This window comes from Prevotella sp., from assembly GCF_051059605.1.
In the GTDB taxonomy this organism is placed as follows: Bacteria; Bacteroidota; Bacteroidia; order Bacteroidales; family Bacteroidaceae; genus Prevotella.
The window spans coordinates 769,286-787,393 of sequence record NZ_CP050883.1 but is presented as its reverse complement, the minus strand read 5'-3'; the positions used below and the strand labels follow the sequence as shown (position 1 = coordinate 787,393).

The following is an 18,108-nucleotide window of genomic DNA, read 5'->3' as shown; positions in this document are numbered from 1 at the left end:
TCAAAACATATAAAACTATTAACAAAATGAATTGGAATGCACATGAATTCGTATGGCAAGACTGGACTATTCTAGCAGTTGGCTTCGTACTCATCGTATGGTACGTTTGGCGTACTTTAAAGAAAGATAAGGAAAAAATGAAAGGCGCAGATAGCCAAGACTATCTGTTTGGTAAAGGTGAACCTTGGTATATTATTGGTGCAGCAATCTTTGCAGCAAACATTGGTTCTGAACATCTTGTAGGTCTAGCAGGTACAGGTGCCAAAGATGGTGTCGGTATGGCTCACTGGGAGATGCAGGGCTGGATGATTCTACTATTAGGTTGGCTTTTCGTACCTTTCTATCAGTTACTGAATAATAAAATGGGCAAGATTATAACCATGCCAGACTTCCTGAAATATAGATATACAAAAAGAACAGGTTCATGGTTGAGTATCATTACATTGATTGCCTATATCCTTACCAAAGTAAGCGTAACTGCATTCACAGGTGGTATCTTCTTTGAGTATCTATTGGGACTACCTTTCTGGTATGGCGCACTAGGTCTTATTGCTATCACAGCCATATTCACTGTGTTCGGTGGTATGAAGGGTGTAATGACAATGTCAGCTATCCAGACTCCTATACTTATTATCGGTTCATTCCTTGTTTTGTTCCTTGGACTTTCAGCCCTTGGTGATGGAAGCATCACAGCTGGTTGGTCTAACATGATGACATATTGTGGACACTTGCATGACGGATATGGAACTACTCACATGTTCCACATGGAAACAGGTGATCCGATGTATCATGAGTATCCAGGATTTGTAGTATTCCTCGGGGCTTCAATTATAGGCTTCTGGTATTGGTGTACTGACCAACACATTGTTCAACGTGTACTTGGTCAGACTCGTGGAGAAGACAATGTAACAGTCATGAAGCGTGCACGCCGTGGAACTATCGCAGCAGGTTATTTCAAACTTCTTCCTGTTTTTATGTTCCTTATTCCAGGTATGATTGCAATTGCACTTTCTAGTAAAACAGGAAGCGGTATCACAATGGACATCACAAACCAACATGATACAGACGGAGCTTTTGCAATGATGGTTAAGAATATTCTTCCAGTAGGTGTTAAAGGATTTGTAACTATCGGTTTCATTTGTGCACTTGTCACATCTCTAGCAGCATTCTTCAATAGTTGTGCTACACTATTCACAGAAGACTTCTATAAGCCAATGAAGAAAGGCATGAGTGAAGCTCACTATGTTCATGTTGGCCGTATCGCAACTGTTGTAGTCGTAATTCTAGGTCTACTTTGGCTTCCAATAATGATGAACATGGGCAACCTATATAGTTATCTACAAGGAATCCAGTCACTACTTGCTCCAGCTATGGTTGCAGTATTCACATTAGGTATATTCTCTAAGAAAGTTACTCCTAAAGCAGGTGAATGGGGACTTATCGGTGGTTTCATCATCGGTATGCTCAGACTACTGACAAATGTTATAACAGATTCAGGCAACGCTGTAATGAATGGCTCATTCTGGAATTCAACAGCATGGTTCTGGCAGACCAACTGGTTGATTTTCGAATGCTGGCTTCTGGTATTCATTATCGTACTTATGATTGTAGTATCTTTCTTCACTCCTGCTCCAACCAAGGAACAAGTTGAAGCTATCACATTTACAGGTGACTATAAGAAGCAAATAAAAGAAAGCTTTAATATATGGGATATTGTTGCAACTCTAGGAGTTGTAGCACTCTGTGCAGCATTCTATATCTACTTCTGGTAAAATATGTAGGAGAGTTTCATCAATCAAAATGAAGCTCTCCACATTATTTATTGAAAGCATATAACAATATAAACTATGACACAATTTTATGGCGAACACACAAGACTGTTAGTTTCTGTGGACTGTATCGTATTTGGATTTGAAGAAGATAAGCTAAAGCTGCTTATCGGTAAACGACAAATGGATCCAGGACGTGGAGAATTCTCACTATACGGTGGATTCGTCGGCATAGATGAAAGTCTTCCTGATGCAGCAAACAGAGTGCTAAGGGATTTGACCGGATTGGACAAACTGTATATAAAACAGGTTGGTGCATTTGGTAACATTGACCGTGACCCTGGAGAGCGAGTTATATCTATAGCATATTGCGCACTTATTAACGTCAAGGATTACGATGATAATATAAGGAATCAACATGGTTTGGAATGGGTTAACTTGGAAAATATGCCAAAGTTATATTCTGACCATAACATAATGGTCAATAAAGCCATAAATATGTTACGTAGACGAATCAACACTGAACCTTTGAGCTTTAATCTGTTGCCTGATTTATTTACACTCACCCAGCTACAACACGTATATGAAGCAATACTGGGAGAAGAAATAGATAAGCGTAACTTTAGAAAACGCATCAAGACAATAGATTTTATCGAAAAGACAGAACTTGTTGATAAAATAACATCTAAGCGTGGAGCTGCTCTTTTCAGATTTAACAAACGCGCTTACGAGGATGATCCTAATTTCAAACTATAAACAACAAACATAATTATGCTGGAAGAATTAAAGGAAAAAGTATTCAAGGCTAATATTGATCTTGTAAAACATAATCTTGTTATCTTTACTTGGGGCAATGTTTCAGGTATAGATCGCGAAAAAGGATTAGTTGTTATAAAGCCATCTGGTGTTAGCTATGACAACATGAAGGCTTCTGATATGGTAGTCGTTGATTTGACAACTGGTAAGGTTGTAGAAGGCGACTTGAACCCATCTTCAGATACCCCTACACATTTGGAATTGTATCGCAACTTTCCTGAAATAGGAGGAGTTGTACATACTCATTCTACTTATGCTACAGCTTGGGCACAGGCTGGATGCGATATTCCAAATATCGGAACTACGCATGCAGATTATTTCCATGATGCAATTCCTTGCACTGATGACATGGTAGAATCACAAATGGCAGAATATGAACTGAATACAGGTGTCATAATAGTTGATAAATTCAAGAAGAATAATATTAATTATGTTCATACTCCAGGTGTCTTAGTGAAAAATCACGGACCATTCTCATGGGGTACAACTCCTGACAATGCAGTTTATAACGCAGTCGTAATGGAACAAGTAGCAAAAATGTCATTTATTTCATTCAGCGTTAATCCACAAACAAAGATGAATTCTCTGCTAGTAGAAAAGCATTTCAACCGCAAACACGGTCCTAACGCATACTACGGACAGAAAAAGAAATAACAAAATTTAAATAATAATTAAAAGCACAAAACTATGATCAAAGCATTTGAAAATTTCGAAGTATGGTTTGTAACAGGTGCACAACTTCTTTATGGAGGTGATGCAGTTGTTCAGGTAGACGGTCACTCAAAGGAAATGGTTGAAGGACTTAACAATTCTGGTAACCTTCCTGTAAAAGTTGTTTATAAGGGCACAGCTAACAGTTCTGCAGAAGTTGCTGATGTTATGGCTAAAGCTAATAATGACAAGAAGTGTATCGGTGTTATCACTTGGATGCATACATTCTCACCTGCAAAAATGTGGATTCACGGACTTCAGATTCTAAGAAAGCCTCTACTCCACCTTCATACACAATATAACCAGCAGATTCCTTACGATACAATGGATATGGATTTCATGAATCTTAACCAGAGTGCTCATGGTGACCGCGAATATGCTCACATTCTTTCTCGTTTACGTAAGCCACGTAAGACCGTTATCGGTTACTGGAAAGACGAAAAGACTCAGGGTCATATCGCAGTTTGGGAAAGAGTTTGTGCTGGTTGGGCTGACTCTCAGGATATGCTTATCCTTCGCTTCGGCGACCAGATGAACAATGTTGCTGTAACAGATGGTGACAAGGTTGCTGCAGAGCAGGTTCTTGGCTACCACGTAGACTACATGCCGTTCTCTGAGGTTATGCCGTTCTTTGATGCTATCAAAGATGAGGAAGTAACAGCCTTGGTTAAGAATACATATTTCAACGATTATCAGGTTGATGCCACAATAAAGGATGAAAAATCAGAAGCATACAAGAAAGTATGGAATGCAGCAAAAGCAGAACTTACACTTCGTGCAGTAATGAAGGCTAAGGGTGCAAAGGCATTCACAACTAACTTTGATGACCTTGGCGACGTAAACGTTGAAGAGACTGGCAAAGGTTTCGATCAGATTCCAGGTTTGGCTTCACAGCGCATGATGCATGACGGATTTGGATTCGGTGCTGAAGGTGACTGGAAGAGCGCAGCTTTATATCGTACTGTTTGGTTCATGAGTCAGGGTCTTGAAGGTGGTACATCTTTCCTTGAGGATTATACATTGAACTTTGATGGTGAGAATACATCTATTCTTGAATCTCACATGCTTGAAGTTTGCCCAGACATCGCAGAAGAGAAGCCACGTCTTGAAGTTCACTTCCTTGGCATAGGTATTCGCAAGTCACAGACAGCTCGCTTGGTATTCACAACAAAACAGGGTCATGGTACTACTGCTACTGTTGTTGATATGGGTAACCGTTTCCGTTTGATAGCAAACGATGTAAACTTGATAAAGAGTAAGCCACTTCCAAAGTTGCCAGTTGCATCAGCATTATGGATACCAGAGCCTACATTTGAAGTTGGTGTTGGTTGCTGGATGAATGCAGGTGGTACACATCACTCTTGCTTCAGCTTTGGCTTGACAGATGAGTACTGGCGTGATTATGCAGAAATCGCTGACATCGAGTGCTGCATCATCAACAAAGATACTGATATTGAGCGTTTCCGCCAGGATCTTAGAGTTAATGAGGTATATTACATGTTGAATAAGGCACTTAGATAATTATGGCAAAATACGTAATCGGACTTGATTATGGATCTGATTCAGCACGCGCACTTATTGTTAATGCTGAAAACGGTGAAACACTTGCAACAAGTGTAAAATATTATCCTCGCTGGAAACAAGGATTATATTGTAATCCTAAAATTAACCAGTGGCGTCAGCATCCAAAAGATTATCTAGAGGTTCTAGAAAACTCTGTAAAGGAGGCTTTGTCAAAATGTGATAAGGACGTTGCTAAGAATGTTGTTGGTATAGCCTTCGACACAACTGGTTCAACGCCTGCATTTACTGACGAGAATGGTACACCACTTGCTTTACTTCCTGAATTTGAGGAAAATCCAAATGCAATGTTTGTTTTATGGAAAGACCACACAGCAATAAAGGAAGCTGAAGAAGTTAACCAAAAAGTTGCATTAGAACCAACTAATTATATTAAATATGAAGGTGGTATCTATTCTGCTGAATGGTTCTGGGCAAAGGCAATGCACGTAATCCGTCAGGATGCAGAAGTTGCAAAGAAAGCATATTCTATTGTTGAATATTGTGAGTGGTTGCCAGCTGTATTGACAGGAACTACTGGTCTTGACAAGCTGGTACGCTCTCGTTGCGCAGAAGGTCACAAGGCTATGTGGAATGAAGAATGGGGAGGTTTACCACCTGTAGACTTCATTGAGCGTCTTGAACCAAAACTCAAGAGTGTTCGCGAACATCTAGGTAACAATGCAGAAACAGCAGAAAAGCCAATCGGGCATTTGTGTAAAGAATGGGCTGATAAACTTGGACTTTCTGAAAATGTAGTCGTTGCTGGTGGTGCTTACGATTGTCACATGGGTGCTGTAGGTGCAGGTGTTACTCCTCATACATTAGTTAGAGTTATCGGTACATCTACATGTGATGTAATGGTAGCTAACTATGAAGAAGTTGGTGACAATTGCATTAAGGGTATCTGTGGTCAGGTTGACGGCAGCGTAATACCAGGAATGGTAGGACTCGAAGCTGGTCAATCTTCATTCGGTGACGTATATGCAATGTTCCGTAGAATATTGGAATGGCCATTGCGTACACTGATACCTGGTGAGCACAACCAAGATGCTATTGATGCTGCATGCGACAAAATAATTCCTGAGCTTACAAAAGAAGCTGAGAAAATTCCTGTATCTGAGTCTACTGTTCTTGCAACAGACTGGATTAATGGTCGTCGTACTCCTGATGCTAACCAACTGTTGAAGGGAACTATTGCCGGTTTTACTTTGGGTACTACTGCTCCACAGATATTCCGTGCTCTTGTTGAAGCAACAGCTTATGGTACAAAAGCTATCGTAGACCGCTTTGAAAACGAAGGCGTACGTATTGACGATGTTATCGGAATTGGTGGAATTGCACTTAAATCACCTTTCGTGATGCAAACAATGTGTGATGTAATCAACAAACCAATAAAGGTTTGCAAGACTGATCAGGCATGTGCTCTTGGTGCAGCAATGTTTGCAGCTACAGCAGCTGGAGTGTATGGCAAAGTAGAAGATGCTATCGCAGCAATGAATAGCGGATTCGCTAAGACTTACGTACCTAATCCTGAAAATGTAGAAGCTTATAGTGAAATTTACAAATCATATATCAAATTGGGTAAATTCACTGAAACGGAACTATATAAGGACTAGACGCCTACTTTATAATATGTATTGCGTAGGGGATTTCCCTGCGCAATCGTATTATATATAAAGTAAACTGCCAATAACCAAAAGTAATAGTAATGAAAAAACTTATTATCTCAACTGTATTTTCTGCCGCATGCGTATTTATGGCATCTGCACAGAATACAACTGTAACTATTCATGCCAATCAAGGTAAGAATATAATTAACAAAGAAATATATGGGCAATTTGCCGAACATCTCGGCTCTTGTATCTATGGTGGTCTTTGGGTAGGTCCACTATCAAATATACCAAATACCGATGGATACCGTAATGATGTGCTAAAGGCATTAATAGATTTAAAAGTTCCAGTACTTAGATGGCCTGGAGGTTGCTTTGCTGACGAATACCATTGGACTGACGGTATTGGACCAAGAGATAAGCGACCAAAAATGCAAAATAATAACTGGGGTGGCACTATTGAGGATAACTCTTTTGGCACACACGAGTTTTTAAATCTTTGCGAAAAAATAGGTGCAGAACCATACATTAGTGGTAATGTAGGTTCTGGTTCTGTTGAGGAACTTGCAAAATGGGTTGAATACATGACCAGCGATGGTGATACACCTATGGCAAACCTACGCCGTAAAAATGGACGCGAGAAATCATGGAACGTTAAATATCTTGGTGTAGGAAATGAAAGCTGGGGATGTGGAGGAAACATGCGCCCTGAATATTACAGCGATTTGTTTCGTAGATATTCCACTTATTGCAGAAATTACGACAGCCATAAATTGTTTAAAATTGCATCAGGTGCAAGCGACTACGATTATGATTGGACTAAGGTGTTGATGAATAATGTTGGCAACCGCATGAATGGCTTGTCATTACATTATTACACTGTAACAGGCTGGAATGGAAGTAAAGGATCTGCTACTAAATTCTCTAATGATGATTATTATTGGACTTTAGGTAAATGCCTTGAAATAGAAGACGTCATAAAGAAACACAGTGCCATAATGGATGAAAAAGATCCTAAACAGCGCATCGGACTTCTTGTTGATGAATGGGGAACTTGGTGGGATGAGGAACCTGGAACAATTAAGGGACACCTATTCCAACAGAATACAATGCGTGACGCCTTTGTAGCAGCCCTATCTCTAAACGTATTCCATCGTCATTCCGACAGAGTACGTATGGCAAATATAGCTCAAATAGCTAATGTCCTACAGAGTATGATTCTTACAGACACAACTGGTAATGGTCACATAGTACTAACTCCGACATATCATGTATTTAAAATGTATCAGCCATTTCAGGATGCTACATATCTTCCACTTGATATAAAGTGCGATTCTATGAAAGTTCGTGATAACAGAACTATTCCTATGGTATCAGCAAGTGCAGCTAAGACTAAAGATGGCAACATGGTTATATCTTTAGCAAACGTAAGTCTTGATAAAGCACAAAATATTGATGTTGACATCGAGGATGCTGGTATTAAAAATATTACTGGAGAAATTCTTACAAGTAAGAATATAAGTGATTATAATGATTTCAACAATCCTGATGTGGTAAAACCAACTGCTTTCAAGGATGTTAAGATCAAGAGAAACACTTTGAAAGTTAAAATTCCAGCTAAATCAATTGTAGTTTTAAATATTAAATAGTATATTTGTAAAATCAATAATACAACAATGAACGATATTAAAGTAATGAACCACGCAGCTGATAACATTCGTATTCTTGCTGCTTCAATGGTAGAAAAAGCTAATTCTGGTCATCCTGGAGGTGCTATGGGTGGTGCAGATTTCATTAATGTACTTTTTTCAGAATTCCTAGTATTTGATCCTGAAAATCCTTCATGGGAAGGACGTGACCGTTTCTTCTTGGATCCAGGTCATATGGCTCCGATGCTTTATTCACAACTTGCATTAATCGGAAAATTCACTTTAGAGGATTTACAACAACTTCGTCAATGGGGTTCAGTAACTCCTGGTCACCCAGAGCGTGAAATTGCACGTGGAATAGAAAACACATCAGGACCTTTAGGACAAGGACATACCTTTGCTGTAGGTGCTGCTATCGCTGCAAAATTCTTGAAGGCACGTCTTGGAGATGTAATGAACCAGACGATATATACCTATATCTCTGATGGTGGTGTACAAGAAGAAATTTCTCAAGGTGCTGGTCGTATAGCCGGAACACTAGGACTAGACAATCTAATCATGTTCTATGATGCTAATGACATTCAGCTTTCTACAGAAACTAAGGTTGTTACAATAGAAGATACAGCCAAGAAGTATGAAGCTTGGGGATGGAAAGTTATTAAGATTGATGGCAACGATTGCGAACAAATCCGCAAAGCTATTAACGAGGCTAAAGCCGAAACAGAACGCCCTACCCTTATTATAGGTCATTGCGTTATGGGTAAAGGCGCTCGCAAGGATGATGGTTCTAGCTATGAGCATAACTGCAAGACACATGGTGCTCCTTTAGGCGGTGATGCATTTGTCAACACAGTAAAGAATCTTGGTGGTGATCCAACAGATCCATTCAAAATATTCCCTGATGTTCAGAAACTTTATGCTGACCGTCTTGCAGAACTTAAAGATATTGTTGCTAAACGTTATGCAGAAAAGGATAGTTGGTCTAAGGCTAATCCTGAAAAGGCAGAATTGTTAAAAGAATGGTTTAGCGGTAATGCTCCTAAGGTTGATTGGTCAAAGGTTGAACAGAAAGCTGGTGCTGCTACACGTGGTGCTTCTGCTACTATTCTTACTGTACTGGCAGAGCAAGTTCCTAATATGATCTGCGCTTCAGCAGACCTTTCAAATTCTGATAAGACAGACGGATTCCTGAAGAAGACACATAACTTGGAGCGTGGTGATTTCAGCGGCGCATTCTTCCAGGCAGGTGTTTCAGAACTTACAATGGCTTGCTGCTGTATTGGTATGTCACTTCATGGTGGCGTTATCCCTGCATGTGGTACATTCTTTGTATTCTCTGATTACATGAAGCCAGCAGTTCGTATGGCTGCATTAATGGAAATTCCTATTAAATTTATTTGGACCCACGATGCATTCCGCGTTGGTGAAGACGGACCTACACATGAGCCAGTTGAGCAGGAAGCTCAGATCAGACTTATGGAGAAGTTGAAGAATCATCATGGCAAAGACAGCGTAAGAGTTCTACGTCCTGCTGATGCAGAAGAAACAACTGTATGCTGGAGAATGGCTATGGAAAATACTTCTACACCAACAGCACTTATCTTGTCTAGACAAAATATAGAAATGCTGCCAGAGGGTAATGACTACAATCAAGCTGAAAAGGGCGCATACATTGTTGCTGGTTCTGATGAAGACTTCGATGTAATTTTACTTGCATCTGGTTCAGAGGTTTCTACCCTTGAGGCTGGTAAAAAGTTACTTAACAATGATGGCATCAAGGTTCGCGTATTAAGCGTACCTTCAGAAGGCTTGTTCAGAAGTCAGCCTAAGGAATATCAAGAGAGCATTCTACCAAGAGATGCAAAGGTGTTTGGTATGACAGCAGGACTGCCTGTAACACTTGAAGGTTTAGTAGGTGCTTACGGTAAGGTTTGGGGTATGGAAAGCTTTGGCTTCTCTGCACCATACAAGGTACTTGATGAGAAACTTGGTTACACAGGTCAAAATGTGTACAATCAGGTTAAGGAACTACTTGCAGAAAAGTAATAGTTAACATATTTGGGGAGTGACTGTAATCAGTCGTTCCCCTTTAACATCTTAAATTTATATGCCTATGGAAGTTAAAACTGTTGGAATAGCTTGCGATCACGCAGGTTTCCCTTTGAAACAATTTGTTTTAGAGTATCTTGACAAAAAAGGATACGGAGTGAAAGATTTTGGAACATATAGTGATGAGAGCGTTGACTATCCAGATTTTGCTCACCCTTTGGCAGAGGCTATTGAAAGTGGCGAAGTTTATCCGGGTATCGGTATTTGTGGAAGTGGCGAGGGTATGGCTATTACTCTTAACAAGCATCAAGGTGTACGTGCTGGACTTGTTTGGAATAAAGAAATTGCTCAATTGATTCGTCAGCATAATAATGCAAATGTTATTGTACTTCCTGGTCGTTTTATCGATAACAAAACAGCTGAAACTATTTTAGATGAGTTTTTCAAAACTACATTTGAAGGCGGACGTCATGAGCGTCGCGTAAAAAAAATAGCAATACCAAAATAATAAATTAATCATTAAAGCTTTATTTAGGAGAAGACTGATAATAGTCTTCTCTTTTTTATTAAACATACATTCTACCAGAAAAAGTTTTTTTAATGCCACTAATGTCATAATGTCACAAACCCTTTGTTTATAAGGCTTTAGCCAGTGACATTAAGTGACATTATCGGGGCAAAAGTGACATTAAACTGCAAATCATACCTGTTTTAGGCGTTTTTTTTGCAATTGTGCTATTTGCATAATACATAATTTGTACAAATAGAGTTTTATCGAAAATAAAGGCTGGCTTTCTGAATAGCATAAATAATTAAAAATTCTACTCCATACATATATGAATACGAAAGAATGAATTTGAAGGATGCAAATAGATTAAGAAACTGAGCGCTCAAACTATTACCTAAATTTTCGCAACCTTTGGGTAATCAAATTACCTCAACACGTGAGTAATTGGATTACCTCAGCATGTGTGCAATCCGATTACACAACGTAGGTAATCGGGTTACACAACGTGAACAACTCAATTACCCACGTTAGGTAATTGAATTACCTAACGTGAAAAAAGATATTACATGGCATAGGTAAACGAATGATTATCAACAAAACTACATGAATAGGATGGATGAAATTTTACTATTATTGCAGTTTGATTCTAATATGTAAACGAACCATAATGCTAAGTGTTGCATACCTGAAGACAAGTACAGACCATAATAAACGAAATTGTGTCTATATATGTACTGCATATTTCGCAAAAAAACGTCAAAAACAGGTATGATTTGCAGTTTAATGTCACTTTTGCCCCGATAATGTCACTTAATGTCACTGGCTGAAGCCTTATAAACAAAGGGTTTGTGACATTATGACATTAGTGGCATTAGAAAAACTTTTTTTGGTAGAGTACAGTGCCTATTTATGAAAGAATCCTTCTTTCGAAATTAAAGAGAAGACTCTTAATTGTTGATTTAAAACTCCTGAACTGACTATATATTAAGGCTTTGTTTAATCAAACATAAATGATATAAAAAATGAAAGGAACCTGTCTCACGACAAATTCCTTCCACATACTTACTAAAACTAAATTAACCACTAAAAAAACTAATCTTATTTAAAGTTATTGTCTTTAATCTTTTTATTATCTCTAAACACATTGCGTATTTAGGTAACTGCAAAAGTAATATATATTTTTGAACTACCCAAAATTTCAACGCATTTTTTTCATTATTTAAATACTTTTCTCAACTAGAATATAAGATAATTAAAATCTGTAACCAAAGGTCAACTGCAATTGACTATGCTTATTGCTAACCTTTGTTGCAGAAGCTACATTATCTTCTGTTGATGGAGCTTGTCCCTCATAATAGTTCATGAAAGGATAGAAATCACCATTCTGTGCTGAATATTGGTAAGCCAAATCAATATTAAATTTATCAATTGAATAACCTATACCACAAGTAAATCTATTTGTATCTTTCCAATTCACGAAACTAGTCTCACTTGCATAATATGAACCTGGAGAAGAAATTGATCCATTTTTAGATCCATTTTTATCATACATTGCACTAAGATAATTATAACCTACACGAACAGCAAGTTGGGGAGTAACCTTTACTTCTGCACCAACTTTAAAGGTATGAACACCCTTAAGAGTATTTTCTGTGTGGCGGTTCATATTCTTATCACTACTACTTGTCTCATAATATGAATCATAGTAATCATAATATCCACCATCGTTCACTCTTGTGTCCATGCTTCCATAGTCTGCATACTCATAAGTAGCACCTAATGCGATATAATTATCAATAGTATGTCCAAGACTTAAACCAAATTTCCAGGGAGTATAGAGCTTGAAGTCGTAAGACTCTGAAGAGCTTGAAGAAGCTTTACCAGTATTAAGAGTCGTATAATTTGAAGTTGTTAAGTCATACCAAGTTGGTGTGTTAATATACATACCAATTCTAAATGGACTATTCTCTATTGGGCGAAATATTGCACCTATTTTAATATCATAACCAGTACCTGTAATATCACGATTATCAGCCAATGTCGCCCCACTAATATTAGCAGAGTTGGCCGCAAAATTTTCCGTGTATTCTGAATAACCTTTATAATGAACGTCATGAATACCGAAAGTCAAACCTAAATAAATTCGATCTTGAATATTTCCACTGATGTTAAAATCATATTCACCAATGTATCCTTTAGACTGCTGGTTAAACTGATAACCTGTTGCCGGATAGTTATAAAAAGTCTTATCTGTTGAATTATATATAAGATTATTATAATATAGATTATCTACCTGGCTATAAGTAAGGTCAGTAGGTTGTGTTATGATGTTACTACGAAATTTCTGATATGTCAACTTATTTTGAGAAGCATTTGATAATGCACCTGATGCATTTAAAATCTGATCAAAGTTGCGACTCTTATGATAATTAAATCCAAAGTTTAGAAACGAATTTCTACCATTGCGCAAACTATAAACAAATCCAGCTTGGTCAAAACTAGCATTAGTTTTACCTAGCGAATTAAACTTATTAACATCTTGTTGATTTACAAGTCCAAAAGATGTTTCTGCTTTAGATTTACGAAACAATCCAATACCAGCAGGGTTTGTACTCATTGTAGAAAGGTCTGCACCTAAAGCCTCCATAGCACCACCCATACCTACGTAACGGGCAGTACCATTAAGGTCGTTATCTATCAACTTTGTATTCTCATATGTTTCCTGAGCACTCATCGGAAGTGCAGCAAAAGCCATAAAGGCAATTGAATAATATATCTTTTTCATATTCTTGTGAATTTCAGTTTGTTACTTTTATCTATGTCCACCAAAACTACCGCCTGAGTGACCTCCGCCACCACCAAAGCCACCTCCACCAGAACGACTACCACCAAAGCTGCCGCCACCGCCGCCAAAGCTGCCTGATCCATATGAAGGAGAAGGAGTTCTATCGAATGAGCGTGAATTGTCAAATGTACGTGTATTGTTGTTCTGATTGTTTATAGCACGTGATCCACCAAAACGTGCGGAGTTATTTTGTGTTCCAAAACTTCTGTTACCAGAACCTTGGAATCCAGAAGATCTACTTCCATTAAATGCGCGTGAGCCTCCAAAGGTACCCTGCGCAAAAGAGCCAGAATTGTTACCATTAAAAGAATGATTTCTTGTTCCTGTTGGGCGACTATATGAAACATATCCTCCACCATAATATGGATATCCGTGATAACCATAATACCAAGGATCATACCAACCACCATAACTATAAGGATAGCCATAATAACCTGAGTACCATGGATCATACCAAGAGTCGTAGAAAGAATCATAGAATCCATAACGCCAGCGAGGACCATAGCCCCATGAAGGACCGAATCCATAACTCCAACTATAATACCATGGATCGTAGAAACCATCCCAACGGCTCATACGTTGGCTATATCTATAATCATCATCATTATTATCTGCCATTTGAGAATAATAATTACCTATAAATGTAGTATCCACATAAGTTGAATCTGGATATAATCCATTCCCCTGTGTAAATTGTATGATATCATTCCCTTTATTATCTGTGCCAATTTTTTGGTAATGGCTCCAGAACTTTCCATGACGATTATATTCATCAACATTTCTGTTGCTGCCTGAATAATTGTCATACTTACTATAGGAGTTTGTTGCGGCATCCTTCTTCGGTGTGAAGTAGAGGTCGTCGTCCTGAGCCATCATAGACAATGGTAGAACTCCAGCAAGGACTGAGATGAGAATAAATTTCTTCATTTTCTTGTCTCTTTATTTGTTTACACTATATTTCAATTACAAAAATATATATTATTTTAGTGCAAATGTAAGGAAAATCCCTAATCCGTGATAGGTTTTTCCCTATTTTTTATATATTTGCATTCAAATTTAACAACATTATGAAATATTTTGAAATTAGTTATAGTATTAAGAGCAGTACAGATGTTTTTCAAACAGCTCGAGACTTGCTAGCTGACGCTGCAGGTGAAGCTGGTTGTGAATCATTCGAAGAAACATCTGATGGTCTGATTGCATACTGTCAGGTGGACAATTGGGATGAAGACTTAATTAAAAAGTCTATTGAGGATTTCATAATTCCGAATGTTGAGATATCTTATAATGTCAAATATGCTGATGACAAAGATTGGAATCAAGAATGGGAAGAAAAAGGCTTTGAGCCAATCAACATTGACAATAAGATTATGGTATGTGATGCCAAGAAGCCATTGCCAAAGGGAATGCCATCAAATACAGAGCATATTTTCATAGATGCAAAACTAGCTTTTGGAACAGGTACACACGAAACAACAAGAATGATTGTTTCTACCCTTTTGCACCTAGATCTAAAAGATAAGATGGTTTTGGATTGTGGATGTGGTACAGGTATATTAGGTATTGCAGCCGCAAAACTTGGTGCAGGAAATGTTGTAGCATATGATATAGACGATTGGAGCGTGAATAATGCTAGGCACAATGCTGAGATCAATGCTATTGGGAACATCAGCGTATATCATGGTGATTCAAATGTACTCAACCATATCTCTGGTGTTTTTGATATAGTGATGGCAAACATCAATAGGAATATTCTCTTAAATGACATGCCTACTTTTAAAAGTGTAATGACTACAGGTTCTCTACTTATTTTAAGTGGGTTCTATCAGAGTGACATTCCTGTACTTTTAGATAAGGCAAAAGAGCTTGGTCTTGAAGAATATGGCAGAAAGCAAGATGGAGAATGGGCTTGTTTGGTATTGTTGCTAAACCAATAGTTTAGCAATTATCTACCAATTATCATTTCCAATGGTAAGTTTCTTTAAATCATAATAACTACCATTGTAAATATTAAAGTCCACATATCCTTTTATACCTGGAAGTCTTCCGGCATCAGTATGTTGCCAGAACTTCCATGGTCCTTTATATTCCACCTTTTCTACATAATAGTGGGCTATCCAGTATGGATAATCATCAAAGACTGGAGCAGCAAGATAACTCTGCTTAAACTTATAATATGTATATATAATAGGCTTTACATGATATTTATCTTCCACAATATGAAGCCATGTCAAAACATCACGTTGGAAATCCTCAGTACTTTCGTCTTTTGGCTTATGTTCAACATCAAGTATAGGAGGAAGGTCACCTTCATTCAGATGCACTTTGTCCAGAAAATAATAAGCCTGTTCACGAGCCGACGACTTATTACTCCAAAAATGATAAGCTCCTCTTATAAAGCCATAATCACCTGCACTTTGATAATTTCCATAAAAAGTCTCATCAAGATTATCAGCACCTTCAGTACTTTTCATGATTATGAATCTCACCGGACAGCCTTTAATCATAGCATTTGAAAGTGCGTCCCAATCAATATTCTCTTGATAATGTGAAATATCAATACCATGTATTTCATAACCTTCGGGATATTTTGCGTCACCATATAGCGCACGCCATCTGAATCCTGTAGGACTAACAAAAAAATAGTAAAAACACCAAACGTACAAAGCAATAATACCTATTGCCCCGAGCATTACTGCCCATCTAGGATATTTATGAAATGGGTATGACAGTTTACGATGCGTGGTTTGTCCTTTACGCTTACTTTTAGTCTGCGTAGAACGACTTTTCCCACTGCTTATACTCTTTTTACTATTTGTCATACCTGATTTATGAAAAAAGGATAGGGTTGTCATTATCTTTCAAACGACTACCCTATCCCTGATATATCATTTAATATTAATCTTGTTCAAGTTTCAGAGTCTTTGTAGTCTGATCACAAACTTCAGTTGGACCCCAATATTGAATAGGACCTGGGTAAACATAGGCTGTATTCTTTGCCCATTCGTCACGCTTTGCAGCAAATGCCTTGAATGGTTTACCATCTAGTTCAACGAGAGCCTTACGGATAACTGGTTTCATTTCACCGTTACGCTTCTCCATATTCATCATCATTGTGATTGGAACACCACCAGCTTTCCACTCATTAGCATTTGTAGTAGTATTCTTTACGATAGCCATGTATCCAGTCTTTCCAGCTGCAACAAGTTGTGCTGCGCTAGTTCCGAGAGCATAGCAATAGTCAGCATCGAAGTTAGAAGGAGCTGCACAACGTCCTTCGTAACCGAAGAAGTGATGCTGAGCTGCAAACTTACCATCGAATTTTCCTTCCTTAGCCCATTTTGCTAGAAGAGAAGCAACCATATCGCTAAGAAGTTTTTCTGTCTCAATGAGAGAAACCTGAACATTTCCATGAGGGTCACGATCAAGACTCAACTGTCTTGCAACGCCTTCAGGAAGAGTTTCAAATGTATCTGCATTTTCCTTTGAAAGATGAGCGATAATATATTTACGCTGAGCATCTTTATCCAAATCCTTATAGTCTGCACCATGAGCAGCCATCAAGTCATTTAATTCCTGAATCAATCTACCGATAGCTGGGACAAATTCAATAAGACCTTCTGGAATAAGTACAACACCGAAGTTATCACCTTGCTTAGCGCGATATGCAACAACATTAGCAATGTTCTCTACTACCTGATTAAGAGTCATATCCTTTGCCTCAATCTCTTCTGAAATCAAGCAGATATTTGGCTGAGTCTCCAAAGCACACTCAAGTGCGATATGAGAAGCTGAACGACCCATCAATTTAATGAAGTGCCAGTATTTACGTGCTGAGTTACAGTCACGCTCGATATTACCGATAAGTTCAGAATATGTTTTAGTAGCTGTATCGAAACCAAAACTTGTTTCAATCTGCTCATTCTTAAGGTCACCATCAATAGTCTTAGGGCAACCGATAACCTGTACACCATATTTCTTGGCAGCATAATATTCAGCCAAAACACAAGCGTTGGTATTTGAATCATCACCACCGATTATAACAATAGCGTTAATATCTAGTTCGCGGATAATTTCCAAGCCCTTCTCAAACTGATCTTCTTCCTCCAATTTTGTACGGCCAGAACCAATCATATCAAAACCACCTGTGTTACGATACTGGTTCAAGAATTCAGCTGTGATTTCAACATAGTTATGATCAACAAGACCACCAGGACCCATTAGGAAACCATAAAGACGGTTTTCTGAATTGAGTTTCTTTACGGCGTCAAACAAACCACTGATAACGTTGTGACCACCAGGAGCCTGACCACCAGAAAGAATAACACCGATGTTAATCTTCTTTTTGTCAGCGTTCTCACCTGGTACAAACTCGATAAGAGGCATACCGTAAGTGTTTGGGAATAATTTTTTGATTTCTTCCTGATTGTCCACACTCTTGGTAGGAGCACCTTCTTTAACTTTTACTGCACCTTGAAGAGCCTTAGGCAGCTTTGGCTGATATGCAGCTCTTTCTTTTTGCAATGCGCTAATTTCCATAATTACTTTTAGTTTTTATAAATCAACGAATAATTGAATTTCCAATAAG

General features: G+C 38.2%; 13 protein-coding genes. 9 read left to right on the top strand and 4 right to left on the bottom strand.

Annotation, left to right across the window (positions count from 1 at the left end; genetic code table 11):
- Positions 1 to 26: 26 nt before the first annotated feature.
- The 8 genes from HEQ28_RS03090 to rpiB all read left to right on the top strand — a co-directional run bounded on the left by HEQ28_RS03090 (position 27) and on the right by rpiB (position 10,675).
- Positions 27 to 1,772, top strand: a complete 1,746-nt coding sequence (locus HEQ28_RS03090; RefSeq protein WP_434503720.1) for a sodium:solute symporter — start codon at positions 27 to 29, stop codon at positions 1,770 to 1,772.
- Positions 1,773 to 1,847: 75 nt separating this feature from the next.
- The gene (locus HEQ28_RS03085) at positions 1,848 to 2,525 is read left to right on the top strand and encodes an NUDIX hydrolase (RefSeq protein WP_434503719.1); all 678 of its coding nucleotides are present in this window, start codon (positions 1,848 to 1,850) and stop codon (positions 2,523 to 2,525) included.
- Positions 2,526 to 2,540: 15 nt separating this feature from the next.
- A complete protein-coding gene (locus tag HEQ28_RS03080; RefSeq protein WP_434503718.1) occupies positions 2,541 to 3,239 on the top strand; it encodes an L-ribulose-5-phosphate 4-epimerase in 699 nt (232 codons plus the stop codon).
- A gap of 33 nt (positions 3,240 to 3,272) precedes the next feature.
- Positions 3,273 to 4,817 (top strand): L-arabinose isomerase, encoded by a 1,545-nt coding sequence (gene araA, locus HEQ28_RS03075; RefSeq protein WP_434503717.1) that lies wholly within the window; start codon positions 3,273 to 3,275, stop codon positions 4,815 to 4,817.
- Between the two features lie 2 nt (positions 4,818 to 4,819).
- Positions 4,820 to 6,475 (top strand): ribulokinase, encoded by a 1,656-nt coding sequence (locus HEQ28_RS03070; RefSeq protein WP_434503716.1) that lies wholly within the window; start codon positions 4,820 to 4,822, stop codon positions 6,473 to 6,475.
- Between the two features lie 140 nt (positions 6,476 to 6,615).
- Positions 6,616 to 8,118: an alpha-N-arabinofuranosidase gene (locus tag HEQ28_RS03065; RefSeq protein ID WP_434504415.1), complete on the top strand. Its 1,503-nt coding sequence runs from the start codon at positions 6,616 to 6,618 to the stop codon at positions 8,116 to 8,118.
- Between the two features lie 27 nt (positions 8,119 to 8,145).
- The gene (locus HEQ28_RS03060; protein ID WP_434503715.1) at positions 8,146 to 10,164 is read left to right on the top strand and encodes a transketolase family protein; all 2,019 of its coding nucleotides are present in this window, start codon (positions 8,146 to 8,148) and stop codon (positions 10,162 to 10,164) included.
- A gap of 67 nt (positions 10,165 to 10,231) precedes the next feature.
- A complete protein-coding gene (rpiB, locus tag HEQ28_RS03055) occupies positions 10,232 to 10,675 on the top strand; it encodes a ribose 5-phosphate isomerase B (protein ID WP_434503714.1) in 444 nt (147 codons plus the stop codon).
- A gap of 1,252 nt (positions 10,676 to 11,927) precedes the next feature.
- Here rpiB and HEQ28_RS03050 read toward each other — a convergent pair.
- Both HEQ28_RS03050 and HEQ28_RS03045 read right to left on the bottom strand, forming a co-directional pair.
- Entirely contained in the window at positions 11,928 to 13,460 is a 1,533-nt protein-coding gene (locus tag HEQ28_RS03050) for an OmpP1/FadL family transporter (RefSeq protein ID WP_434503713.1), read from the bottom strand.
- Between the two features lie 27 nt (positions 13,461 to 13,487).
- Positions 13,488 to 14,447: a hypothetical protein gene (locus HEQ28_RS03045; RefSeq protein ID WP_434503712.1), complete on the bottom strand. Its 960-nt coding sequence runs from the start codon at positions 14,445 to 14,447 to the stop codon at positions 13,488 to 13,490.
- A 140-nt stretch (positions 14,448 to 14,587) separates the two neighbouring features.
- On the opposite strand from HEQ28_RS03045, the gene prmA reads away from it, so the two are divergent.
- Entirely contained in the window at positions 14,588 to 15,457 is an 870-nt protein-coding gene (gene prmA / locus HEQ28_RS03040) for a 50S ribosomal protein L11 methyltransferase (protein ID WP_434503711.1), read from the top strand.
- A gap of 12 nt (positions 15,458 to 15,469) precedes the next feature.
- Here prmA and HEQ28_RS03035 read toward each other — a convergent pair whose 3' ends face one another.
- Both HEQ28_RS03035 and HEQ28_RS03030 read right to left on the bottom strand, forming a co-directional pair.
- Positions 15,470 to 16,342: a glycoside hydrolase family 25 protein gene (locus HEQ28_RS03035; RefSeq protein ID WP_434503710.1), complete on the bottom strand. Its 873-nt coding sequence runs from the start codon at positions 16,340 to 16,342 to the stop codon at positions 15,470 to 15,472.
- Positions 16,343 to 16,418: 76 nt separating this feature from the next.
- Positions 16,419 to 18,059: a diphosphate--fructose-6-phosphate 1-phosphotransferase gene (locus HEQ28_RS03030; RefSeq protein WP_434503709.1), complete on the bottom strand. Its 1,641-nt coding sequence runs from the start codon at positions 18,057 to 18,059 to the stop codon at positions 16,419 to 16,421.
- Between the last annotated feature and the right edge of the window lie 49 nt (positions 18,060 to 18,108).